The following is an 18,170-nucleotide window of genomic DNA, read 5'->3' on the forward strand; positions in this document are numbered from 1 at the left end:
CATACTTTATAAGCCTACTCATGAGCCACCAGACTGACGATTTAAGAATCCGAGCCGTAAGGCCCCTGCTTCCTCCTGCCATTCTCATTGAGGAAATGCCACTCAAGCCTGCGAGTGCAGCGGTCGTGGCCGAGGCACGCCAGTCCATTGAGGCCTCTCTCACCGGTAAAGACAAGCGCATGGTTGTCATCGTCGGCCCTTGCTCCATCCACGATCCAGAAGCAGCACTGGAGTACGCAGAGCAGCTCAAAAAGATCGCCGACCGCATGGAAGATAAGCTGAACATCATCATGCGGTGCTACTTTGAAAAGCCACGCACCACGGTCGGATGGAAAGGACTCATCAACGACCCTCGCATGGATGGCTCGTTCCGCATCAACGAAGGGTTGCGACTCGCGCGGCGCTTCCTTACGGATGTTCTGGCTGTGGGACTCCCAACCTCTACCGAATTCCTGGACACCACCATCCCACAGCACATTGCGGACCTCATTTCATGGGGTGCCATCGGAGCGAGGACCAGCGAGAGCCAAACGCACCGTGAGCTCGCGAGTGGCCTCTCCATGCCCGTCGGATTCAAAAACGCGACCGACGGCAACGTGCAAACCGCCATCGACGCGCTGAAAGCAGCCAAACAGCCCCACTGGTTCCCAGGAGCCACCAAGGACGGCATCTCCGCGATCCTTCAGACCACAGGGAACACCAGCTGCCACGTCGTCCTACGCGGCGGATCTCGAACCGGCCCCAACTATGGCGAAGAACACGTGCGCAACGCGGCCTCCATCTTGGAGAGAGAGGGGCTCCCGTCTCGCCTCATGATCGACCTCAGCCACGCCAACAGCGGCAAGGATCACATGAAGCAGATCGATGTGGCCGAAGACGTTGCAAGGCAGATCGAGAAAGGCAACAAGTCGATCTTTAGCGTGATGATCGAGAGCAACCTCGTCGAAGGTCGACAAGACTTAACCCCAGGAAGAGAACTCGTGCGTGGCCAGAGCGTTACGGATGCCTGCCTTTCCATCGCTCAGACCGAAAAGGTTCTGGAGCGGCTGGCGAAGGTCGTCTAACTTCGCTGTTCCAGCCAGTCCTGATTCCCGCGCCCCCACTCATCCATGGCGGTCAAAAGCGGAATCAGGCTGGCCCCGCGTTCGGTCAGGTCATATTCCACGCGCGGGGGCACCTCTGGGTAGACCTTGCGGGAAATAAGTCCATCTTCTTCCAGTGCTCGCAGCTGCTGAGTCAGCATCTTTGGAGACGCGCCTCCCAAGTGGCGCGTCACATCTCCAAAGCGTTGAGTGCCTTCCCGCAGGCACCATAAGATCCGTGGTTTCCATTGGCCACCCACCAGCGCCAACGTAGCCTCAACACCACAAAACCGGTCCGTGCCTGTCATGAGGCCAGTATATTCCTCTCGAACTATGAAGAACGGCGACAAACATACATGGCTTCAACTTCGTCCAAGCTGAGCTGCCTGCGCGACCAATAGCCTGCCGTCCCGCCAAAGACGTTGTCCACCACAAACCCAGTTCCTTTCAGCATCCGGACCACCTCAGGGGCAATAAACAACCGCTCCCGGATGGTGACGATCTTGTTCCCTTCTGGGAGTTCCCACTCGTCTTGGTAGCTGGCGTACATCGTCGCAGGGTCAAACCGTCCCTCGTGCGACTGCTGATCCGACATCTGGCGAATCACCGAATAGCCATTCAGTGCAGTGAGCAAGAACGGAGCATTCGGCTTCAAACTTGCCGCGAGGTTCTGCAGAATCTTGGTGTCGTGCTGCTCCGCGTCCATGCCTTTCTCAATGAGGCCGAAGCCGCCTTCACAGAGACAGATTGCAGAATCGAAAAGCTCGTTCGACACAAACTCCGTTGCGTCTCCATGCAAGAAGGTGACGTCCAACCCTTCCTGGGCCGCTTTGGCTCGCGCCACCTCGATCATGCCTTCGGAGAGATCCACGCCCGTGACCTTATAGCCACGCCGGGCCAGCTCTAGGGAGTGGCGGCCTGTGCCACAGCCCATATCCAGAATCGTCGAGCCTTTTGGAAGAATGAAAAGGCTGAGATAGAAATCGACTTCCGCTACCGTATGCGCTGTGAAGCCGTTTTCGTCGTACCGCGAGGCGTGCGCATCAAAGAACTGGATCCATTCGCCCTTTGGATTACTTGAACTCATGCAGAAAGGGTACCGCGCTTCCCAGAAACCCGGCAGGCAGCTTGGCTCGCTGCCCGCCGAGTGGAAGCCCTTAGGGCTGGAGAGTGAACTTCACGTTCTGAACCTTGTCAGAAGCTCCACCGACCATCACGGTGTAGCTGCCTGGCTCCACTTCCCATTTCTTCTTGGCGCTCCAGATTTCCAGCTCGTACTTGCGAAGATGGAACGTCAACGTGCGAGTCTCGCCTGGCTTGAGGTGAACCCGCTGGAAGCCCTTCAGGGCTTTGCCAGGAGTCTCGACACTGCTGGTATCGATTCTTAAGTAGACCTGCGCGACTTCGTCTCCTTCCACAGAACCCGTGTTGGAGAGGTCCACCGTTACTGTGACATCAGGACCGGCTTTCGTTTTGGACACCTGGACGGTGGGCGTGCCGTACTTGAAGGTCGTGTAGCTCAGGCCATGGCCGAATACGAAGGTCGATTCTCCATTGCCATCCACATACCGCTTCTGCTTGGAAACGTCGTGGTTGTAGAACACAGGTAGCGTGCCGGTGCTTCTTGGGAACGAAATGGGCAACTTGCCACCGGGATTGTTGTCGCCAAACAGCGTCTCCGCGATTGCCTGGCCGCCCCGCTCGCCTGGATACCAGGCTTCCAGAATGCTTGGAACGTGCTCGGCAGCCCAGGGGATCGTCAAAGGTCGTCCATTCTGGAGAACCAACACGACGGGAACTCCCGTGGCATGGACCGCCTCCAGAAGCTTCTGCTGGTTTCCTGGCAGGTTCAGGTCAGATCGATCCGAACCCTCACCCGAGATGCCTTCGCGCTCGCCGAGAGCCACGATGACCACATCCGCGCCTTTCGCCAATGCGACTGCTTCATCCACATTCTCGCCATTATTGAAGCCGACCTTGGTCTCCGAAGACACAATCGCCTTCACGCCATCTAGGACGGATGGAATCTTGCGGTTGGTGCCCGGTGTGTAGTCGCCCAAGCGTAGCTCATCGCCGTTCGGACCGATGACGACGACGTTCTTCAGTGTCTTGGAAAGGGGCAGAAGGTTCTTGTCGTTCTTCAACAGACACATCGACTCGCGAGCACTGCGGAGCGCCACATCGAGGTGCTCTGAACTGCGAACCACTCGTCCCGCGAGACTGGTATCCACAAATGGTCGGTCAAAGAGTCCCAGCTCGAACTTCACGCGAAGAACGCGCGAAACGGCTTGGTCCAACACGGCCTGCTTCATCTTGCCGGTCTTCACGCCATCCACCAGCGCATCCTGGAAGGTCTTGTGGCCGAAGTCGTAAAACTGCATATCGACGCCGCTGGAAACGGCAAGACGAACGGCGTCGGCCTCAGTAGCCGCTACGTGGTGGCGATACCAAAGCTCCCCGATAGCGCCGAGGTCGCTCAGTACGAAGCCCTTGAAGCCCCACTCTTTACGCAAAACGTCTGTCAGCAACCAGTAGTTGCCCGCACAGGGAACGCCGTCCATTTCGTGGTAGGCAGCCATCACGCCCATGGCGTTTCCTTCGCGAATCGAAGGCTCGAAAGACCGGAGCATGATGGTCCGGATCTCGCGCTCACCGGCGTGGACTGGGTTGGTGTTGTTGCCGCTCTCAGGTGAGCCGTGGCCGGCAAAGTGCTTCGGCTCGGCAATCACGTTGTGATCCGACCCAATCGAGCTACCCTGCATACCGCGCACATAGGCAGCGCCCATCGTTCCGGTCAGGAATGGATCTTCGCCAAAGTCTTCTTCAATACGGCCCCAACGGGGGTCGCGTGCAACGTCCAACACGGGTCCGAGCAACATACCGACGCCGTGACTTCGCGCCTCTGCTGCGATGCCTGTGGTGGTCAGCGTGGCGAGTTCGGGGTCCCAGGTTGTCGCAAGGTTCAAGCTGGTTGGATAGATGGTCTGTTCCAAGCCCAGGTAGCCGTGCAATCCTTCTTCCAAGAACAGCGCTGGGATACCCAGCCGTGAGTGCTTGATCACCCAACCTTGAAGCTCGTTGTACAGCTCGGGTGTCGGATATAGATCGTGAATGCTTCCCGCACCGAGGCCAGCAAGTACCTTCTCGGTTTTAGAAGCATTGATGTGGCTCCCAGCCGCAGCATGGGTGTCGTCCACACGATCATCCACTAGATCTTTGCCCGCGTACATGTCAAGCTGGCGAGCTTTCTCTTCCAACGTCATCCGCGAAATGAGATCCTTTACTCGTTTCTCAACGGGCGCCTTTGCCTGCTTGTAAAGAGGCACCGAATCCTGCGCATTCGCCACACAGGAAATAGCCAACAAACCCAACGCTGTGATTGTTTGATAAGACAGTTTAGACATAAAAATCTGGCCCACCTGAACCTCGACCAGCATAACCTGTTAGCTATGAAAAAGAGAACAGGATATGTCGAGATCTATCCTATTTTCATACAAACCTCACGGGCGCTGAGAGGCGTACAATGGCCCTATGCTTCTGCCGTTGCTTGCCGCCTACGCCCAAGTTCAAAAGCCGATCAAACTGACGAACGGCTTAGTGATCTCGCATTCTTGCAAGATCATTCCGAAAACCTATCTTCTTCCCACCTCTCAAGGCTCAACGAAAGCAGGCGACGAGACCATCCCAACGCTCAAACCCGCCATCAAAATCCAGGGCAGCAACATCACGGTGGACTTTGCGGGTGCCACCATCCAGGGGACCACGCAAACAGTTGACCCGGACCAACGGAAGGGCCTCGCTATAGAAGTCACGGGCAGCAACGTAACGCTCAAGAACCTCAATGTTCACGGATACAAAGTTGGGCTCATTGCACGCAACGCGAACGGGCTCAAGATCCTCAACAGCGACTTCTCTTACAACTGGAAGCGGCGGCTTCTGAGCACGCTGGACAAAGAAGATCTCAGCGACTGGATGAGTTACCACCACAACGAAAACAGCGAGTGGCTGCGATATGGCGCAGGGGTCTACCTTCAGAACTGCAACGACTTTGAAGTCGCCAAGACCACGATCCAGGGCGGCCAGTGTGGCCTTATGCTGGTCAACTCCAATCGCGGCAAGATTTGGAACAACAACTTCTCGTTCCTCAGTGGAGTGGGCCTCGGACTGTACCGTTCTTCTAATAACACAGTGATGCACAACAAGATCGATTGGTGCGTGCGTGGCTACTCACACGGTGTTTACAATCGCGGGCAGGACAGCGCTGGCATCCTCATCTTTGAGCAGTGCAACGCGAACACTTTTGCCTACAACTCCGTCACGCACGGAGGCGATGGCTTCTTCCTGTGGTCCGGGCAAACCACCATGGACACCGGCAAGGGTGGTTGCAACGACAACCTCCTTTATGGGAACGACTTCAGCCACGCGCCAACCAACGGGATCGAGGCCACGTTTAGCCGAAACAAGTTTGTCTATAACAAAGTCGACGAGTGCTGGCATGGTGTTTGGGGCGGTTTCTCTTACGACACGATCATCAAAGGAAACTTCTTCTCTCGCAATGAAGTCGGCATTGCCATCGAGCATGGACAGGCAAACACGATCAGCGACAACCGATTTGTGTTCGACAAAATGGCGGTTCAGCTCTGGGAGAACGACTCGATTGACCCCAACTGGGGCTATGGCAAGTACCACGATGTCCGAAGCCGCGATCCGAAGATCCTGTCTAATGTGTTCCTTGCGAACCCTGTGGGTATCTCACTGAAGGCAACCACCAAGGTGGAAGTTAGGAACAACCGGTTCTACCAGGTGAAAGAAGTTCTCAAGCTGCAAGGGAATATCGACCCTTTCCGCGATGTCGAGAACATCAATGCCTACCTCGGCGGCACACTCGTCCCCGAAAAGCTCCGTAGCAAGTACAACGAGTTGAGCCCAAGAGCACATCCACGACTCAGTTACTTCGGACCATTCGATTGGCGGAAACAACGCTCGGATGACGATCCTCCTAGTCTTACAAACGGAGGCGAATTGCCGCTGCACCAGATCGTCAAAGACCTGAACGAGTACCGCCCGGAGCCGCTAAAAGGCGGAATGAAGCCTTTCATCCCAGAAGGTGCTCTCCGCGGGCGGAAATATATCCTCGTCGACAACTGGGGTCCTTATGACTTCAAAAGCCCTCTTCTCTGGCCGCGTTTAGACCAAACAACCCATCAACGTTTTGAAGTCCTTGGACCAAAGGGTTATTGGAAACTGGTTTCTGCCACAGGCGCAAAACTCTCGGCCAAGAGTGGGACCGTCCCAGGCTTTGTGGATGCCGAAGTTCCACTGGGTCAGGCTGGAAAGACGGAGATCGTTCTCAAATACGTAGGTGGAGCAACCACCGACTATCGAGGAATCGTCACCCAGGCAGGCAAGCCGGTCCTCTTCAAATACAGCCGCTTCTTTGCGCCGATCAGTTGGAATGTGAAGTTTTACACTTGGGACGACTCTACGGATCCACGCACTCACCTGGACGCCTTCGAAGCCAAACTAAAAGGTGAGCCAATTGCTGCGCAGACCACCAACAAGCTGGACTACGCGGGGTATGCCTTCCTGCCGTCGCTCCCCAAAGACCACTACGCCACCAAGGCAGAAGGGGACTTTACGATTCCCAAGGGAACGTACGTGCTGGACCTCACCACCGATGACGGCGCGAAGGTGTGGCTGGACGGCAAACTCATCATCTCTGATGCATGGAAATACCAAGGACCGACTCTGTACTCAAGAGAACTCAAACTGGGTGGGAAGCATCATCTGAGAGTAGAGCATTTCCAGATCGACGGATACGCCGCGCTGAAGGTCAATCTCAAACAGAAGTGATCATACGCTCGGCCAGTCGAGCCGCCTGCGTGATTGCATCGGCTGGACCGAGTAGCTCATCCAGTTTCTCGAAATCTTCGAGTTGCTGGGTGCGCTCTGGGCTTTCGGCCATCAACTTATCTACCCAGCCCCGCACTACTTCCACCGTGGCTTCGTGATCCACCAACTCGGGCACGATCTCTCGGTCCATCACGATATTCGGTAGCGCGATGAACTTCGGGCGCTTCATCCTCAGGATCTTCGCCTCGCGCCGCATTGCCTCAGTGAGCCGGTACACCACCACCATCGGGCAGTGACTGAGTGCGGCCTCTAAAGTCGCCGTCCCAGAGCACACCACCGCTGCCTTCGCCCCAAGCAAAACCCGAGAGGCATGCCCGACTACGTATACATCGTGGTCGCGACCTGAAAGCTGTTTCCACTGCCGCATGAACGCCTCGGCATCGATCGTCGCTGCAAGAGCAAACTCGATGGTTGACGGAACATCCTTGAGCGCCTCGGCTATCAAAGGGAGGTTCGCATCGATCTCGTGCAACCGGCTTCCGGGCAGCACAGCCAGCTTGCTTCGGACTGTAGATACATCCGCCTGCGCATTTCGAATCAGCTGCTTGATAGGGTGTCCGTACCAGTGAGCGCTTGCGCCCATGCTATTGAGGATCTCGGCAGACCACGAGAACGGCGTCACGATCTCGTCCGTCACGACGGGCAAGTCGCCACCCTGCTTATATCGTCGCCAAGAGCCAGGTGGGATGAAGTACAGCACCTTCCAACCCCGGTTCTTCGCATGCCTCGCTAGCCGGATGTTCGCGTAGCCGAAGTCGATGGGGATAAAAAGACCCGGCGTGCCCTCGGACAGTTTCTTCTTGCCCGCGTAGTAGCCGTTGAGAACCTTCGGATAGATCTTGAGGGCTTGCACGATGCTGATCGCGCCCCAATGGGAAGAATTGGCGTGCTGCTCCACGCCCTCAGCCACCATCTTGGGACCGCAGATGCCCTCAAAGTGAACCTCTTTCCCTTGGGCGATCAGAGGTCTCAGTTCATGAACAAACGCGGCTCCATAGACATCACCCGACGCTTCGCCAGCCGAAAGGAACACGCGTGTGGTTGACATGATTAGGGCTGGTCGCCGCGACCGTGCTTGCCGTCCCAACGGCGCTCTTCGAAGTTGAGAAGGTAGCTCACTTCGTCCGTGATCTGAACCTCGCGCCGGACGATGTCCATGGCGTTGCGCAAGCCCAGTTGGCTCTTGAAGAGCAGTTTGCATGCTTTGTGAAGGGCCATTCGCGTCTCGGGGGTGACACCAATTCTTCGAAGGCCGACTGCGTTGATGTCGTGAACCTGGTTTTCAGTGCCCTCAACAATCATGAACGGAGGCACATCGCGCGTGATACGAGACATTGCACCTACCATCGAAACTCGGCCTACGCGAGCCCATTGGTGGATTCCAACCATGCCTCCAATCACCGCGAACTCTTCAATCGTCACATGTCCCGCAAGACCTGCGGAGTTGGCAATCGTGACGTGGTCGTGTACGGTGACGTTGTGGCCAAGGTGGCTGTAGGCCATCACATAGATGTCGTTCTGAACCACCGTGGATTTCCCTTCACCTTTGGCTCGGTGGACAGTCACATATTCGCGGAAAACGTTGTCGTTCCCAATTCTCAGGTAGGTTGGTTCGCCCTTGTAGTTGCGATCTTGCGGATCGCCACCCAAAACCGTGCCTTGCCCTACATAGTTGCGCTCACCAATAAACGTGCCGCTCTTTACGGTCACGTGGGAGTCGAGCTTGCATCCAGCACCGATGACAACCCCAGATTCGACATACACAAACGGACCAATGATCACATCATCAGCCAGCTCGGCAGCGGGGTCTACGTATGCAAGGGGGTGGATCGTGGGCAAGCTACTATGCGTCCTTTTGTGCGAGCTTAAAGGTCATCTCCATGGTTGCTGCCATTTCTCCATCCACGGTGGCAGTACCCTTCATGCGTCCAACAGGACCTCGCATCCAAAGGATCTCGGCTTCGATGATCAGTTGGTCGCCTGGCTGAACCATTCGCTTAAACTTCACACCATCGATGGCACCGATGATTGGTACCAATCCGAGATACTCTTCGCGCATGAGCATGATGGCACCACCCATCTGCGCCATGCTCTCCAAAATAAGGACTCCGGGCATGATTGGCTTGCCCGGATAGTGGCCCTGAAAGAACGGCTCATTGATAGTTACGTTTTTGAGCCCCTTGCAGTAGGTCTTTTCCTCATTAACTTCTAAAAGTCGGTCTACGAGGAGCATCGGGTAACGATGCGGTAGATATTGCAGAATCTCTTCGATTTTGATCAAGGACAAATCCCTCGGCGGCAACGCCTGAGACTAAGAGATTACCCGGCGAAACGGTTTAACGCCGAGTGGCAAGTCGTCGTTCGTAAGGACGCAGCTCTTCTGGACGCTCGCGCAGCTGCGCCAAGAGCGCACGGCGCTTCTCCACACCACGCCCACCGGTGGGGCTTTCTGGCAACAGATCCGGGAAAACTTCCGCTACTCGGTCGTAAATTGCAGCCCAGCGCTTCTTTACAGCATCTGGCGTACTCCCCAAGTGATCCGCAATCTCCGCGTCTGTATAGCCTTCACGGGCATAGATCAAAATGTCGCGTTGAGATTGAGTGAAATGGAACTTCGGAGGATAGTAAGTAAACATCCGGGTTGGCCAGAAATTGCCGCTTGCTAACCCTGCCTCGCGAGACACTGCAACAAGATAGGGGCGTCTCGGATTATCGAGTTGGTTGTTGGCAACCGCCCATTCTTCGTAGTTGTTGACAATCACACAACCAGTAGCCGCAGCTACTTCGAAGAGCGTAAGCCCGCCGAGCTCGCCAAACATCATAGACAGACGGTTCCCAGCGTGACGATCTGCAAATGCTGTTGCAAGAGATGCACGAACGTTTGGAGCAGGTTCCTGACTGTAGTTGTCGCCCTCCCAGCCCATGTAGCAGACCAACATGCACAAACCATCGGTTGCGTTGCCTTGTGCGATCTCTTCTTCCGTGGCCCAGGTGCGCTGATCCGCCTCGGCCATGGTTCTCAGGCGGGTGAGCAGGCCTGGAGTTGGAGAAGCCAAGTGACGCTGATACATCTCCGTGGTCATGAGGATGCTCAGCATAAAGCCCACAGCTTTGGGGCCTTCACGTCTTGTTAGGTCTTCAAGAACCACGCCTTTTGGATCCATGTAATCCCAGATGGCGTTCCAATCTGCGATCTCGCTTGCGGTCCTTGCTTCGTCACCATGTGCCTCAGGGCGACTGAGGCGTAACATCGTTGCTAAGTCGTCTTTTCGAGTTTGGCGAGCCACGAGATGCATTTTTAGACCTAAAAAGGGACGTTTTTGGCGATTCCCTTTGCATTATGCAACGACAACTGTCGCGATCCAATGCAGAATCACTTCTACTTCAGCGAGAATTTAACAAGTTAATGCGAAAAAGTTTACCAAACTTAGCAAGGTACTTGTTTTTAGACCCTGAGAATGGGCAAACAAAAAGTAGTGACCATAAGAATGGTCACTACTTCGGTTACCGAAAAGTCGGCAATCTCAGGGGAAGATTCCGCGACGCATGGTCGCATCGGCAACACGCTTGACGCCAATGATCAAGGCTGCCGTTCTCATATCGGTCTTGTGGAGCTGCGCCGTCTGGTGTACGGCTGCATAGCTGCTTCGCATAATACGGGTCAACTTGTTGTTGACTTCGTTCTCTTCCCAGAAGAAGTTCTGAAGATCTTGAACCCACTCGAAGTAGCTGACTACCACGCCACCTGCGTTGGCAAGGATGTCGGGCACCAGGAACACGCCTCGATCGGAAAGCAGAATATCTGCCTCCGGTGTACAAGGACCGTTTGCACCTTCCACGATCAACTTAGCCTTGATCTTGTTGGCGTTCTCGGCTGTGATCTGAGCGGCAATTGCCGCTGGGATCAAAACGTCGCAAGGAAGCTCGAGCAACTCGGCGTTTGTCACCTGTTGGGCGTCTTTGTACTCGCGGATTCCGCCGTCGCGCCCCGAATAGCGAGCGAACAGCTCTGCCACAGGTAAGCCCTTCTCGTTGTAGATTCCACCGACGGCATCGCTGATACCGACAACGATTGCGCCATGCTCTTCGATCAACTTAGCAGCCGTGGCACCCACGTTTCCAAAGCCTTGAACGATGACCTTGGCGCCGTTTAGGTTCATGCCAATGGACTTCGCAGCCTCTTCAGCCGCCACCACCACGCCTCGACCGGTCGCTTCGACACGACCTTCTGAACCACCCAATTCAATAGGCTTTCCGGTAACGGAGCCAGGAACGGTATGCCCCACGTGCATGGAGATCGTGTCCATGATCCAGCTCATGACCTGTGCGTTTGTGCCGATGTCTGGAGCGGGAATATCGCTTCGCTCACCGAGCATGGTCCCGATCTCGGTTACATAACGCCGGGTCAGCTTCTCTAATTCGCGCTTGCTAAGCTGCTTCGTGTCGACTTTGACAGAACCCTTAGCGCCGCCGTAGGGAATGTTGGCTACCGCACACTTCCATGTCATCCACATGGCAAGAGCGCTGGTCTCCTCCACGTCCACATCTGGGTGATATCGAATTCCACCCTTTGTTGGACCGCGAGACGAGTTGTGTTGAACTCGATACCCTTCGAAGACTTGCACTTCCCCGTTGTCTAAGACGACCGGGAACCGCACGATTAGCGTGCGTTGTGGTTGCGCCAGGACCTCGTGGAGACCTCCATCGAGATCAAGATATCGGGCAGCGACAGCAAGTTGCTGCCGCGCCATTTCCAGGATATTTATGTGTTGGCTCATCGGAAAGACACCCTATCAACCATATCGGTTGGGTGGGTCGAGAAGCTTTTGCAAGACCGCGTAAACGGGTATCGCTAGGACTCCATTGACCATCGCTGATAGGAGGGTACCCGCTAAAAATGGAGGGATCGGACCCTTGTGGACGCTGAACATTAACATCAGCTGGGCGCCAATCGTCACACACGCAGTAGTGATCGCTACCATCAGCATGTTCGACTCCATTTCTAAATCGTTGAACCAGCCCAACAGAAACCCGGTTAGAGTCCTCGTGATGGCATAGGCTGTAAGGTTCGCCCCTGCCAGCGCCCCAGACAGAGCGCCACAAAAGAAGCCGAGCGTGGCCGCACCTTTACGATCCATCAGCAACCCCAGCACGGTCAAAACGATGAGGAAGAAGTCGGGAGTGCTATGGAAAACGCCAATCTGAGGCACAAGAGCTTGCTGGCACCCCGCAGCCATCCACAAGCAGACGACCGCCACCACAATCCCCTTGATGCCCTTCATTTGAGGATCTGCACCTCGTGAATCGCCCCGATATTGATGTTGGGGTCCAAAATGGCTCGCCGAGACCCGTAGTCCGGGTCGTTCTCGACTTGTAAGACTTTCCCAATAGAAATGCCGCTCGGAATCGTATCCGAATAAGGCGAGGTCACAATCGTATCTCCGATCATCACATTCGCCGTTGGGTCAAAGAGCGTCATCACCAAGGTTGAGGAGTTGCGTCCCTTGATGAGTCCTGCAGGTGGAGGCGTTCTGCTAAAGTCGATGCCACCAATCTGAAGCCCGATGCTGGTGGTCAAAATCGCCTGGGACTCACCCTTCTTCACCGTCTGAATAACCCCCACCAATCCGTGAGCCGTCACAACCGGCATATTGGGCTTGATGCCTTTCTCAGTGCCGACGTTCAAGCGAATCCGGTTCTCATATTGGTAGAAACCAACAATGTCCGCATTCACTCGTTCTTTGCCAGGAAGGGGCGGTAAGTCAGAATTTTTCCGAAGAAGATCCACCTGTCCCTCTAGGTAGGTGATCCGCTCGGAATACATGGATAAACCCGCAAGTTGATCCTTGAGTCGAGCGTTTTCAGCACTCAATGTGCGGCTTCTTCCAATGCTTCCAAAGAACTCTCCCGTGCCTTGAGAGACGGCTCGAATAGGTCTAGCAACCGGAGAAGTGAGGCTTTGCACAACGGAATCAAAAGGACTCACCCTCCCTTTGTCGCGCGCAGAATTTTGCATGGAGCCAAGAGCAATTCCGGCTCCAATCAGCACAACGACGAACACCACATCGGGTGTTCGTCGCTTGCGATCCTCACCTATGCGCGTGAGGACCTCTCAAGCATCTTGCGGATAAGTGGGTTTTCATGGAGGGCCTCCACAACAATTCCAGTTCCAATAACCACGCAGCTAAGAGGGTCAGGGGCAATGTGTACGGGCATCCCCGTTTCAATGTGAATCAATCGGTCTAGGCCACGCAGGAGCGCTCCGCCACCCGCCAGCACAATGCCTCGATCCATGGCATCAGCAGCAAGCTCCGGAGGTGTTGCTTCCAGCGTGAGCTTGACAGCCTCGACAATTGCGTTCAACGGCTCGGAGATCGCCATCCGCACCTCTTCACTGGTGATCACCGCGCTACGAGGCAGCCCCGTAACAAGATCACGACCCTTGATCGTCAACTGCAACTCTTGATCCAACGGATAGGCGCTTCCAATCTCAATCTTGGTCTGCTCAGCCGTTCGGTCACCGATGTACAAATTGTACGCTCGTCGAACGTAAGAAGAGATCGCCTCATCTAACTCGTCGCCCGCAACACGGATCGAACGAGAATGGACGATGCCACCCAAGGAGATGACGGCGACCTCAGTGGTACCACCGCCAATGTCGACAATCATGGAGCCAGCCGGCTCATCCACCGGAAGTCCAGCACCAAATGCCGCCGCCATCGGCTCCTCGATAACGTATGCCTGGTGCGCGCCAGCGTTGCCAGCAGCTTCGATTACGGCTCGCTTCTCGACTTCTGTTACGCCGCTCGGGATGCCTACAACAACCGTCTGGCGAACAATCGTCCGGCGGCCTACCTTGTTGATGAAGTGACGAAGCATCGCCTCCGTCTGCTCAAAGTCGGCGATCACGCCATCCTTGAGGGGACGGGTTGCTACGATGTTCGCCGGGGTTCGCCCCAACATCCGCTTCGCTTCTTCGCCCACGGCAAGAATCTCGCCGTTATCCTTATTGATGGCAACTACGCTAGGTTCGCGAATGACAACTCCTTTGCCATTCACGTGCACAAGGGTATTCGCCGTACCCAAGTCGATTCCAATATCGCGTGAAAATCTTGAATATAGTGTGTTAAAAAAGCCGCGTCCGCTATTCCTCATCGCCGACAATCTCTCCGGTATTGAGCCTCTTGGCTAGTGTCTCCTGGGAGATTGCGGACAGAACAACCGCACTACCCGAAGTGAAAATGACCGACTTCGTCCGACGTCCCTGAGTGGCATCGATAAGGTTGCCCTCTTTGCGTAAAGTCTGAATGAGCCTGCGCATCGGTGCGGACTCACTGCTTACCATCGCGACAATCTTGTCGGTTAAAACGTAGTTGTAGAAGCCGACATTCAAGACGGCGGGTGCAGGCATTCGTAAAAAACTCCTCGGTTGACCCTAGAAAGTTTACACAGTCTAGAGGCAAGCAAGGAGCTTATGCTGCTATTTCAGCTGAAATACTTCAGACTTAATCGCCACCGCCACCAGCAGCGGGGCCAGGTCGACCGCCACCCTTGCCGAAGCTCGGTGCACCAGGGCCACCCGGTCGTCCGCCAGGACCACCAGGGCCGCTGGGAAATCCGGGTCCACCAGGACGTCCACCAGGTGCCGCAGCACCGAAACCACCACCGACTCCTGAAGTGCCCGCAGGCAGGCTCATGGCTCGCGAGACAGTACCCGAAGGCAACTGAAGCTTGGTCGTCACAACGGCTTCAGGATCGGGAGGTCTTACTGGTTCTGGCTTCGTCACAAACGAAACCACAATCGCGATGATCATCAGCACACCGGCTACGATCGAAATGATAAGGTCATTCTGGTTTTTCATGGTGGTTAAACCTTGATCTTCTGACGTTACCCAACGCCAAAAAGGTCACGCCACCCTAAAAATGTTGGATGGCGCGCTCAATCCTAGTGTCGGAAGTGCCGCACTCCCGAGAAACACATCGCAATCCCAAGCTCATCTGCCTTGGCAATCACGTCTGCATCCTTCTTACTACCGCCGGGTTGCACGATACAAGCAATGCCTGCTGCCGCCGCCGTCTCAATGCTATCGGGGAATGGGAAAAATGCGTCGCTGGCAAGCGCGGCTCCCTTGGAACCCTCTCCAGCCTGCTCCAAAGCCAATCGAACCGACTGAACCCGATTCATCTGCCCGGCACCCACACCGAGTAACCTCTGCGAGTCGCCCACAACAATGGCGTTGGACTTCACGTGCGGAATGACTGACCACATCAGCTTCAGAGCCTTCATCTGGTCCTCAGTCGGCTGAAGCTTGGTCACAACCTTCCAGTCCGTACCCGGATCCTCATCGGTCTGCTGAATGATCGCTCCACCACGAATGCTCTTGATCGAAAGCGATGGCTCCTTAGGTGGAAGTGGAGCCTCTAAAAGACGAACATCCTGCCCCCAACCAGACCGCTCCTTAAACACATTCACAGCCTCAGCAGAGTAACCCGTTCCGATCACAACCTCAAGAAAGTTTCCTTTCTCGGTCATGGCCAAAGCGGCCTCTTCTTCGATAAAACCGTGGAAAGCCGCGATGCCACCAAACGCCGAGATTGGGTCGCTCGCACGAGCTAGCTTGTAACTCTCACCCATCGTGGAACCCAAAGCAGCGCCACAAGGGTTGCCGTGCTTAATCACAGCGCATGAACCCTCTGGCATATCCGCCACAAGCTCCCAAGCGCCATCTGCATCGTTCAGGTTGTTGTAGCTAAGCTCCTTGCCCCAAAGCTGCTTGGCCTGTGCAATCCCAGGTTTGGCCAAAGGATCCGCGTACAGAGCCCCACTCTGGTGAGGGTTCTCGCCGTAGCGGAAACCCATGGTCCGGCGATAACCGACGGTCAAAGCCTCAACGTCCAACAGCCCATCCCCAGAAACCTCCGTGAGATAGCGACCGATCATGGAGTCGTAAAATCCTGTGTGCCGAAACGCCTTGGCCGCCAACTTCACCTTCAGGCTAGAGTCGTCCCCAGCTTCTAAGCTGGAGAGAACAGCCGCATAGTCGGAAGGATCCACCACCACATACACGTTGGCGTGGTTCTTCGAAGCCGCACGGATCATGGCGGGACCGCCGATGTCGATCGACTCGATTGCATGCTCCAACGTGTGCTCCGAAGTGACCGTCTTCTCGAAGGCGTACAGGTTCACACAAAGAACCTGAATCGGCTCGATCCCAGCCTCAGACATCGCTGCAACGTGCTCAGGGAGCCGGACATCGCCCAAAAGGCCACCGTGTACCATCGGGTGGAGAGTCTTCAAGCGACCGTCCATCATCTCAGGAAAGTGGGTGACTTCGGATACGTCGCGAACGGATAGTCCAGCATCGCGCAGGGCCTTGGCAGTTCCGCCAGTGCTCAGGAGTTCAAATCCAAGTTTCTCAAGACCTTTGGCGAATTCAACAACGCCAGACTTATCAGTTACGGACAAAAGGGCTCTTTTCTTCATTTATCTATTGCCACCAGTAGAGGCGGGTTTGCTCGGCGGATCAAGAGGGGGCATGCCGCCACTCTCCGGGAGCTGAGGAGGGGGAGTCAACTTGCGGAAGTTCACAACAACCTTGCGACTTACCGTCCGACCTTTCGCGTCGGTCGCCGTCAGTGTATACGTCGTCTTCGCTGACACAGCCACTTCGCGCTTGTCGGTGTTCTCCACGGGAACAATCGGACCGCCGTCGGCCTGCAATACCACTCGAACAGCGCTGGGGTTCACCTGCCAAGACAAGGTTGTCTTGCTCTCTTCCTCGGGCACGGTCGAGGGGTCAGCGCTAAACCACAAAATCACCGCGTCGCTCTCTTCGTAAACTTCCACGCGGATTGGGCGAGACCGAACGCTCTTGCCTTCCTTGTTGTAAGCCACCAGCGTGTAGTCCTGAATGCCTGTTTGGGTTGGCGTGAAAGCGAACTGCTGCAAAGCCGGATCCAGATCATCCTTCACTGGCGAAATCGCAAGTTTAGCCACGCTATCGCTGACTTTCCAGCTCATCACGAAAGAAGTGCCTAGGCGAATCCGCTTGGATGAAACATCAAAACTTTCGATGACCGGATCGGCAAGCACAGGCGCAGCGTCAACATCAAGAGCCTTCGTCTCGGGGGAACTGCTCTTGCCGTCCTTACTTGCAACAGCAACCAGGCTAATTCGTCCTGGCTCCTTCGCTTTGTAGCTATAACTTCCTGATAGCTCTGCGCCATCCACCAGCGTGTCTTTGCCCGCAGTGATCACCACCCGTGTTGCGTCATGAGCATTCCAACGGATCGTCACCGTATCGCCACTCGTGGCGTGTAATGGAGAGACACTCAACGTCACCCCAGGCGGCTTGGGCATCATCAGGAACCAAGCTGTCAGAAGCAGAACGGCCAGAACACCCACGGCCAAACTCGTAGGACTCAAAAGCGAGCGCCGCTCCAACTGAGCCTGTGTGGAGGCAGCAACCGTAGGACTATCAATGCTGCGCGCCGTCACCGAGAACCCAATCAGCTTTCCACTGGACAAAACAGGGCTGCTTCGAGGGTTGGCTCTTACCTGAACCTCACGCTGCTGCCCGGGGCCCAAAGTGACCTGTTCGTGCTCAAACTCAAAGGCGCAATCGTCTTCAGGATCGTTTGCGATAAGTTGTAACGTGTGCTCGGTATTGCCAAGGTTCACGATCGTTACTTCAAAACTATTGCGCTTGATGGTAGGCGAGATGGAGCCCTTCTTAGGGTTTATGTCCATCGTTAAGTGATGAAAAGGTTTTAACTTCACCACACCCTGAACCGTTCGTTGCTCGCCAGTGACTAGCGACCGGACCTTAACAACGAAGGGGTAGTTGCCTGCAACGCTTTCGCTGGCACGGGGAGGTTTCAGGAAAACCTTCTCCGAGTGAACCTCCCCAGGCTCAGCAACGAACACAGGAACCGGTATCGCCTTCCACTCGGAATCAATCCCTTCAATCTCTAACTCGTACCGATCCGACTCAGTGCCCTTGTTCTGGACCTCAATCGAAAGGGGGGTAGTAGCGCCCGCTTCAACCTCGATAAGGTCTTGTGCAAGCTTGAGGGAAAAATTCATCGGTATTGAGGGTACCTGCTGACCGTCACTTGGTGGCATTATTGCGCTCTCTAGTGCTGATGATAGAGCACAACATTCAAATATAGATC

Annotated in this window: 17 protein-coding genes; 2 read left to right on the forward strand and 15 right to left on the reverse strand. The window is 55.3% G+C overall.

Going from position 1 to position 18,170, the window contains the following annotated elements; all coding sequences use genetic code 11:
• The first annotated feature begins 20 nt into the window (after nucleotides 1-20).
• A complete protein-coding gene (locus ACZ51B_RS09615; protein WP_464297030.1) occupies nucleotides 21-1,064 on the forward strand; it encodes a 3-deoxy-7-phosphoheptulonate synthase in 1,044 nt (347 codons plus the stop codon).
• On the opposite strand, the gene ACZ51B_RS09620 is transcribed toward ACZ51B_RS09615, so the two are convergent.
• From ACZ51B_RS09620 to ACZ51B_RS09630, 3 genes are all read right to left on the reverse strand, one after another.
• Nucleotides 1,061-1,390: a winged helix-turn-helix transcriptional regulator gene (locus ACZ51B_RS09620; protein ID WP_464297031.1), complete on the reverse strand. Its 330-nt coding sequence runs from the start codon at nucleotides 1,388-1,390 to the stop codon at nucleotides 1,061-1,063. The genes ACZ51B_RS09615 and ACZ51B_RS09620 overlap by 4 nt on opposite strands.
• Nucleotides 1,391-1,413: 23 nt before the next feature.
• The gene (locus tag ACZ51B_RS09625) at nucleotides 1,414-2,169 is read right to left on the reverse strand and encodes a class I SAM-dependent methyltransferase (protein WP_464297032.1); all 756 of its coding nucleotides are present in this window, start codon (nucleotides 2,167-2,169) and stop codon (nucleotides 1,414-1,416) included.
• A 70-nt stretch (nucleotides 2,170-2,239) separates the two neighbouring features.
• Entirely contained in the window at nucleotides 2,240-4,486 is a 2,247-nt protein-coding gene (locus ACZ51B_RS09630; protein WP_464297033.1) for a glycoside hydrolase family 3 N-terminal domain-containing protein, read from the reverse strand.
• Nucleotides 4,487-4,613: 127 nt separating this feature from the next.
• On the opposite strand from ACZ51B_RS09630, the gene ACZ51B_RS09635 reads away from it, so the two are divergent.
• A complete protein-coding gene (locus ACZ51B_RS09635) occupies nucleotides 4,614-6,935 on the forward strand; it encodes a right-handed parallel beta-helix repeat-containing protein (protein WP_464297034.1) in 2,322 nt (773 codons plus the stop codon).
• On the opposite strand, the gene ACZ51B_RS09640 is transcribed toward ACZ51B_RS09635, so the two are convergent.
• The 12 genes from ACZ51B_RS09640 to ACZ51B_RS09695 all read right to left on the reverse strand — a co-directional run bounded on the left by ACZ51B_RS09640 (nucleotide 6,922) and on the right by ACZ51B_RS09695 (nucleotide 18,081).
• Nucleotides 6,922-8,043, reverse strand: coding sequence for a lipid-A-disaccharide synthase (locus ACZ51B_RS09640; RefSeq protein WP_464297035.1), 1,122 nt, complete (start codon nucleotides 8,041-8,043; stop codon nucleotides 6,922-6,924). The two genes, ACZ51B_RS09635 and ACZ51B_RS09640, sit on opposite strands and share 14 nt — an antisense overlap.
• A gap of 2 nt (nucleotides 8,044-8,045) precedes the next feature.
• Nucleotides 8,046-8,834, reverse strand: coding sequence for an acyl-ACP--UDP-N-acetylglucosamine O-acyltransferase (gene lpxA, locus ACZ51B_RS09645; protein ID WP_464297036.1), 789 nt, complete (start codon nucleotides 8,832-8,834; stop codon nucleotides 8,046-8,048).
• A 4-nt stretch (nucleotides 8,835-8,838) separates the two neighbouring features.
• Nucleotides 8,839-9,276, reverse strand: a complete 438-nt coding sequence (fabZ, locus tag ACZ51B_RS09650; RefSeq protein ID WP_464297179.1) for a 3-hydroxyacyl-ACP dehydratase FabZ — start codon at nucleotides 9,274-9,276, stop codon at nucleotides 8,839-8,841.
• A gap of 55 nt (nucleotides 9,277-9,331) precedes the next feature.
• Nucleotides 9,332-10,246: a helix-turn-helix transcriptional regulator gene (locus ACZ51B_RS09655; RefSeq protein WP_464297037.1), complete on the reverse strand. Its 915-nt coding sequence runs from the start codon at nucleotides 10,244-10,246 to the stop codon at nucleotides 9,332-9,334.
• Nucleotides 10,247-10,519: 273 nt separating this feature from the next.
• Nucleotides 10,520-11,773, reverse strand: a complete 1,254-nt coding sequence (locus ACZ51B_RS09660) for a Glu/Leu/Phe/Val family dehydrogenase (RefSeq protein ID WP_464297038.1) — start codon at nucleotides 11,771-11,773, stop codon at nucleotides 10,520-10,522.
• Nucleotides 11,774-11,788: 15 nt separating this feature from the next.
• Nucleotides 11,789-12,277, reverse strand: coding sequence for a hypothetical protein (locus ACZ51B_RS09665; RefSeq protein ID WP_464297039.1), 489 nt, complete (start codon nucleotides 12,275-12,277; stop codon nucleotides 11,789-11,791).
• A complete protein-coding gene (gene mreC, locus ACZ51B_RS09670; protein ID WP_464297040.1) occupies nucleotides 12,274-13,059 on the reverse strand; it encodes a rod shape-determining protein MreC in 786 nt (261 codons plus the stop codon). Before mreC ends, ACZ51B_RS09665 begins: the two co-directional genes overlap by 4 nt.
• Before the next feature lie 29 nt (nucleotides 13,060-13,088).
• Nucleotides 13,089-14,150 carry a rod shape-determining protein gene (locus tag ACZ51B_RS09675; protein WP_464297041.1) on the reverse strand — a complete coding sequence of 354 codons (1,062 nt, stop codon included), beginning with the start codon at nucleotides 14,148-14,150 and terminating at the stop codon, nucleotides 13,089-13,091.
• Nucleotides 14,140-14,406, reverse strand: a complete 267-nt coding sequence (locus ACZ51B_RS09680) for a DUF370 domain-containing protein (protein WP_464297042.1) — start codon at nucleotides 14,404-14,406, stop codon at nucleotides 14,140-14,142. The genes ACZ51B_RS09675 and ACZ51B_RS09680 overlap by 11 nt, the downstream gene beginning before the upstream one ends.
• A gap of 94 nt (nucleotides 14,407-14,500) precedes the next feature.
• A complete protein-coding gene (locus ACZ51B_RS09685; protein WP_464297043.1) occupies nucleotides 14,501-14,857 on the reverse strand; it encodes a hypothetical protein in 357 nt (118 codons plus the stop codon).
• A gap of 83 nt (nucleotides 14,858-14,940) precedes the next feature.
• Nucleotides 14,941-16,479, reverse strand: a complete 1,539-nt coding sequence (gene purH, locus ACZ51B_RS09690; RefSeq protein ID WP_464297044.1) for a bifunctional phosphoribosylaminoimidazolecarboxamide formyltransferase/IMP cyclohydrolase — start codon at nucleotides 16,477-16,479, stop codon at nucleotides 14,941-14,943.
• On the reverse strand, nucleotides 16,480-18,081 hold the full coding sequence (locus ACZ51B_RS09695) for a COG1470 family protein (protein WP_464297045.1): 1,602 nt from the start codon (nucleotides 18,079-18,081) through the stop codon (nucleotides 16,480-16,482).
• Nucleotides 18,082-18,170 lie beyond the last annotated feature (89 nt).

It is taken from the genome of Fimbriimonas sp. LA-C6 (assembly GCF_055398105.1).

Bases quoted from the DNA above. Each gene is read 5' to 3' on its own strand.
- ACZ51B_RS09615 (WP_464297030.1), top strand. From the start codon at position 21: ATGAGCCACCAGACTGACGATTTAAGAATCCGAGCCGTAAGGCCCCTG.
- ACZ51B_RS09620 (WP_464297031.1), bottom strand. From the start codon at position 1,390: ATGACAGGCACGGACCGGTTTTGTGGTGTTGAGGCTACGTTGGCGCTG.
- ACZ51B_RS09625 (WP_464297032.1), bottom strand. From the start codon at position 2,169: ATGAGTTCAAGTAATCCAAAGGGCGAATGGATCCAGTTCTTTGATGCG.
- ACZ51B_RS09630 (WP_464297033.1), bottom strand. From the start codon at position 4,486: ATGTCTAAACTGTCTTATCAAACAATCACAGCGTTGGGTTTGTTGGCT.
- ACZ51B_RS09635 (WP_464297034.1), top strand. From the start codon at position 4,614: ATGCTTCTGCCGTTGCTTGCCGCCTACGCCCAAGTTCAAAAGCCGATC.
- ACZ51B_RS09640 (WP_464297035.1), bottom strand. From the start codon at position 8,043: ATGTCAACCACACGCGTGTTCCTTTCGGCTGGCGAAGCGTCGGGTGAT.
- ACZ51B_RS09655 (WP_464297037.1), bottom strand. From the start codon at position 10,246: ATGTTACGCCTCAGTCGCCCTGAGGCACATGGTGACGAAGCAAGGACC.
- ACZ51B_RS09660 (WP_464297038.1), bottom strand. From the start codon at position 11,773: ATGAGCCAACACATAAATATCCTGGAAATGGCGCGGCAGCAACTTGCT.
- ACZ51B_RS09665 (WP_464297039.1), bottom strand. From the start codon at position 12,277: ATGAAGGGCATCAAGGGGATTGTGGTGGCGGTCGTCTGCTTGTGGATG.
- ACZ51B_RS09675 (WP_464297041.1), bottom strand. From the start codon at position 14,150: ATGAGGAATAGCGGACGCGGCTTTTTTAACACACTATATTCAAGATTT.
- ACZ51B_RS09680 (WP_464297042.1), bottom strand. From the start codon at position 14,406: ATGCCTGCACCCGCCGTCTTGAATGTCGGCTTCTACAACTACGTTTTA.
- ACZ51B_RS09685 (WP_464297043.1), bottom strand. From the start codon at position 14,857: ATGAAAAACCAGAATGACCTTATCATTTCGATCGTAGCCGGTGTGCTG.
- purH (WP_464297044.1), bottom strand. From the start codon at position 16,479: ATGAAGAAAAGAGCCCTTTTGTCCGTAACTGATAAGTCTGGCGTTGTT.
- ACZ51B_RS09695 (WP_464297045.1), bottom strand. From the start codon at position 18,081: ATGAATTTTTCCCTCAAGCTTGCACAAGACCTTATCGAGGTTGAAGCG.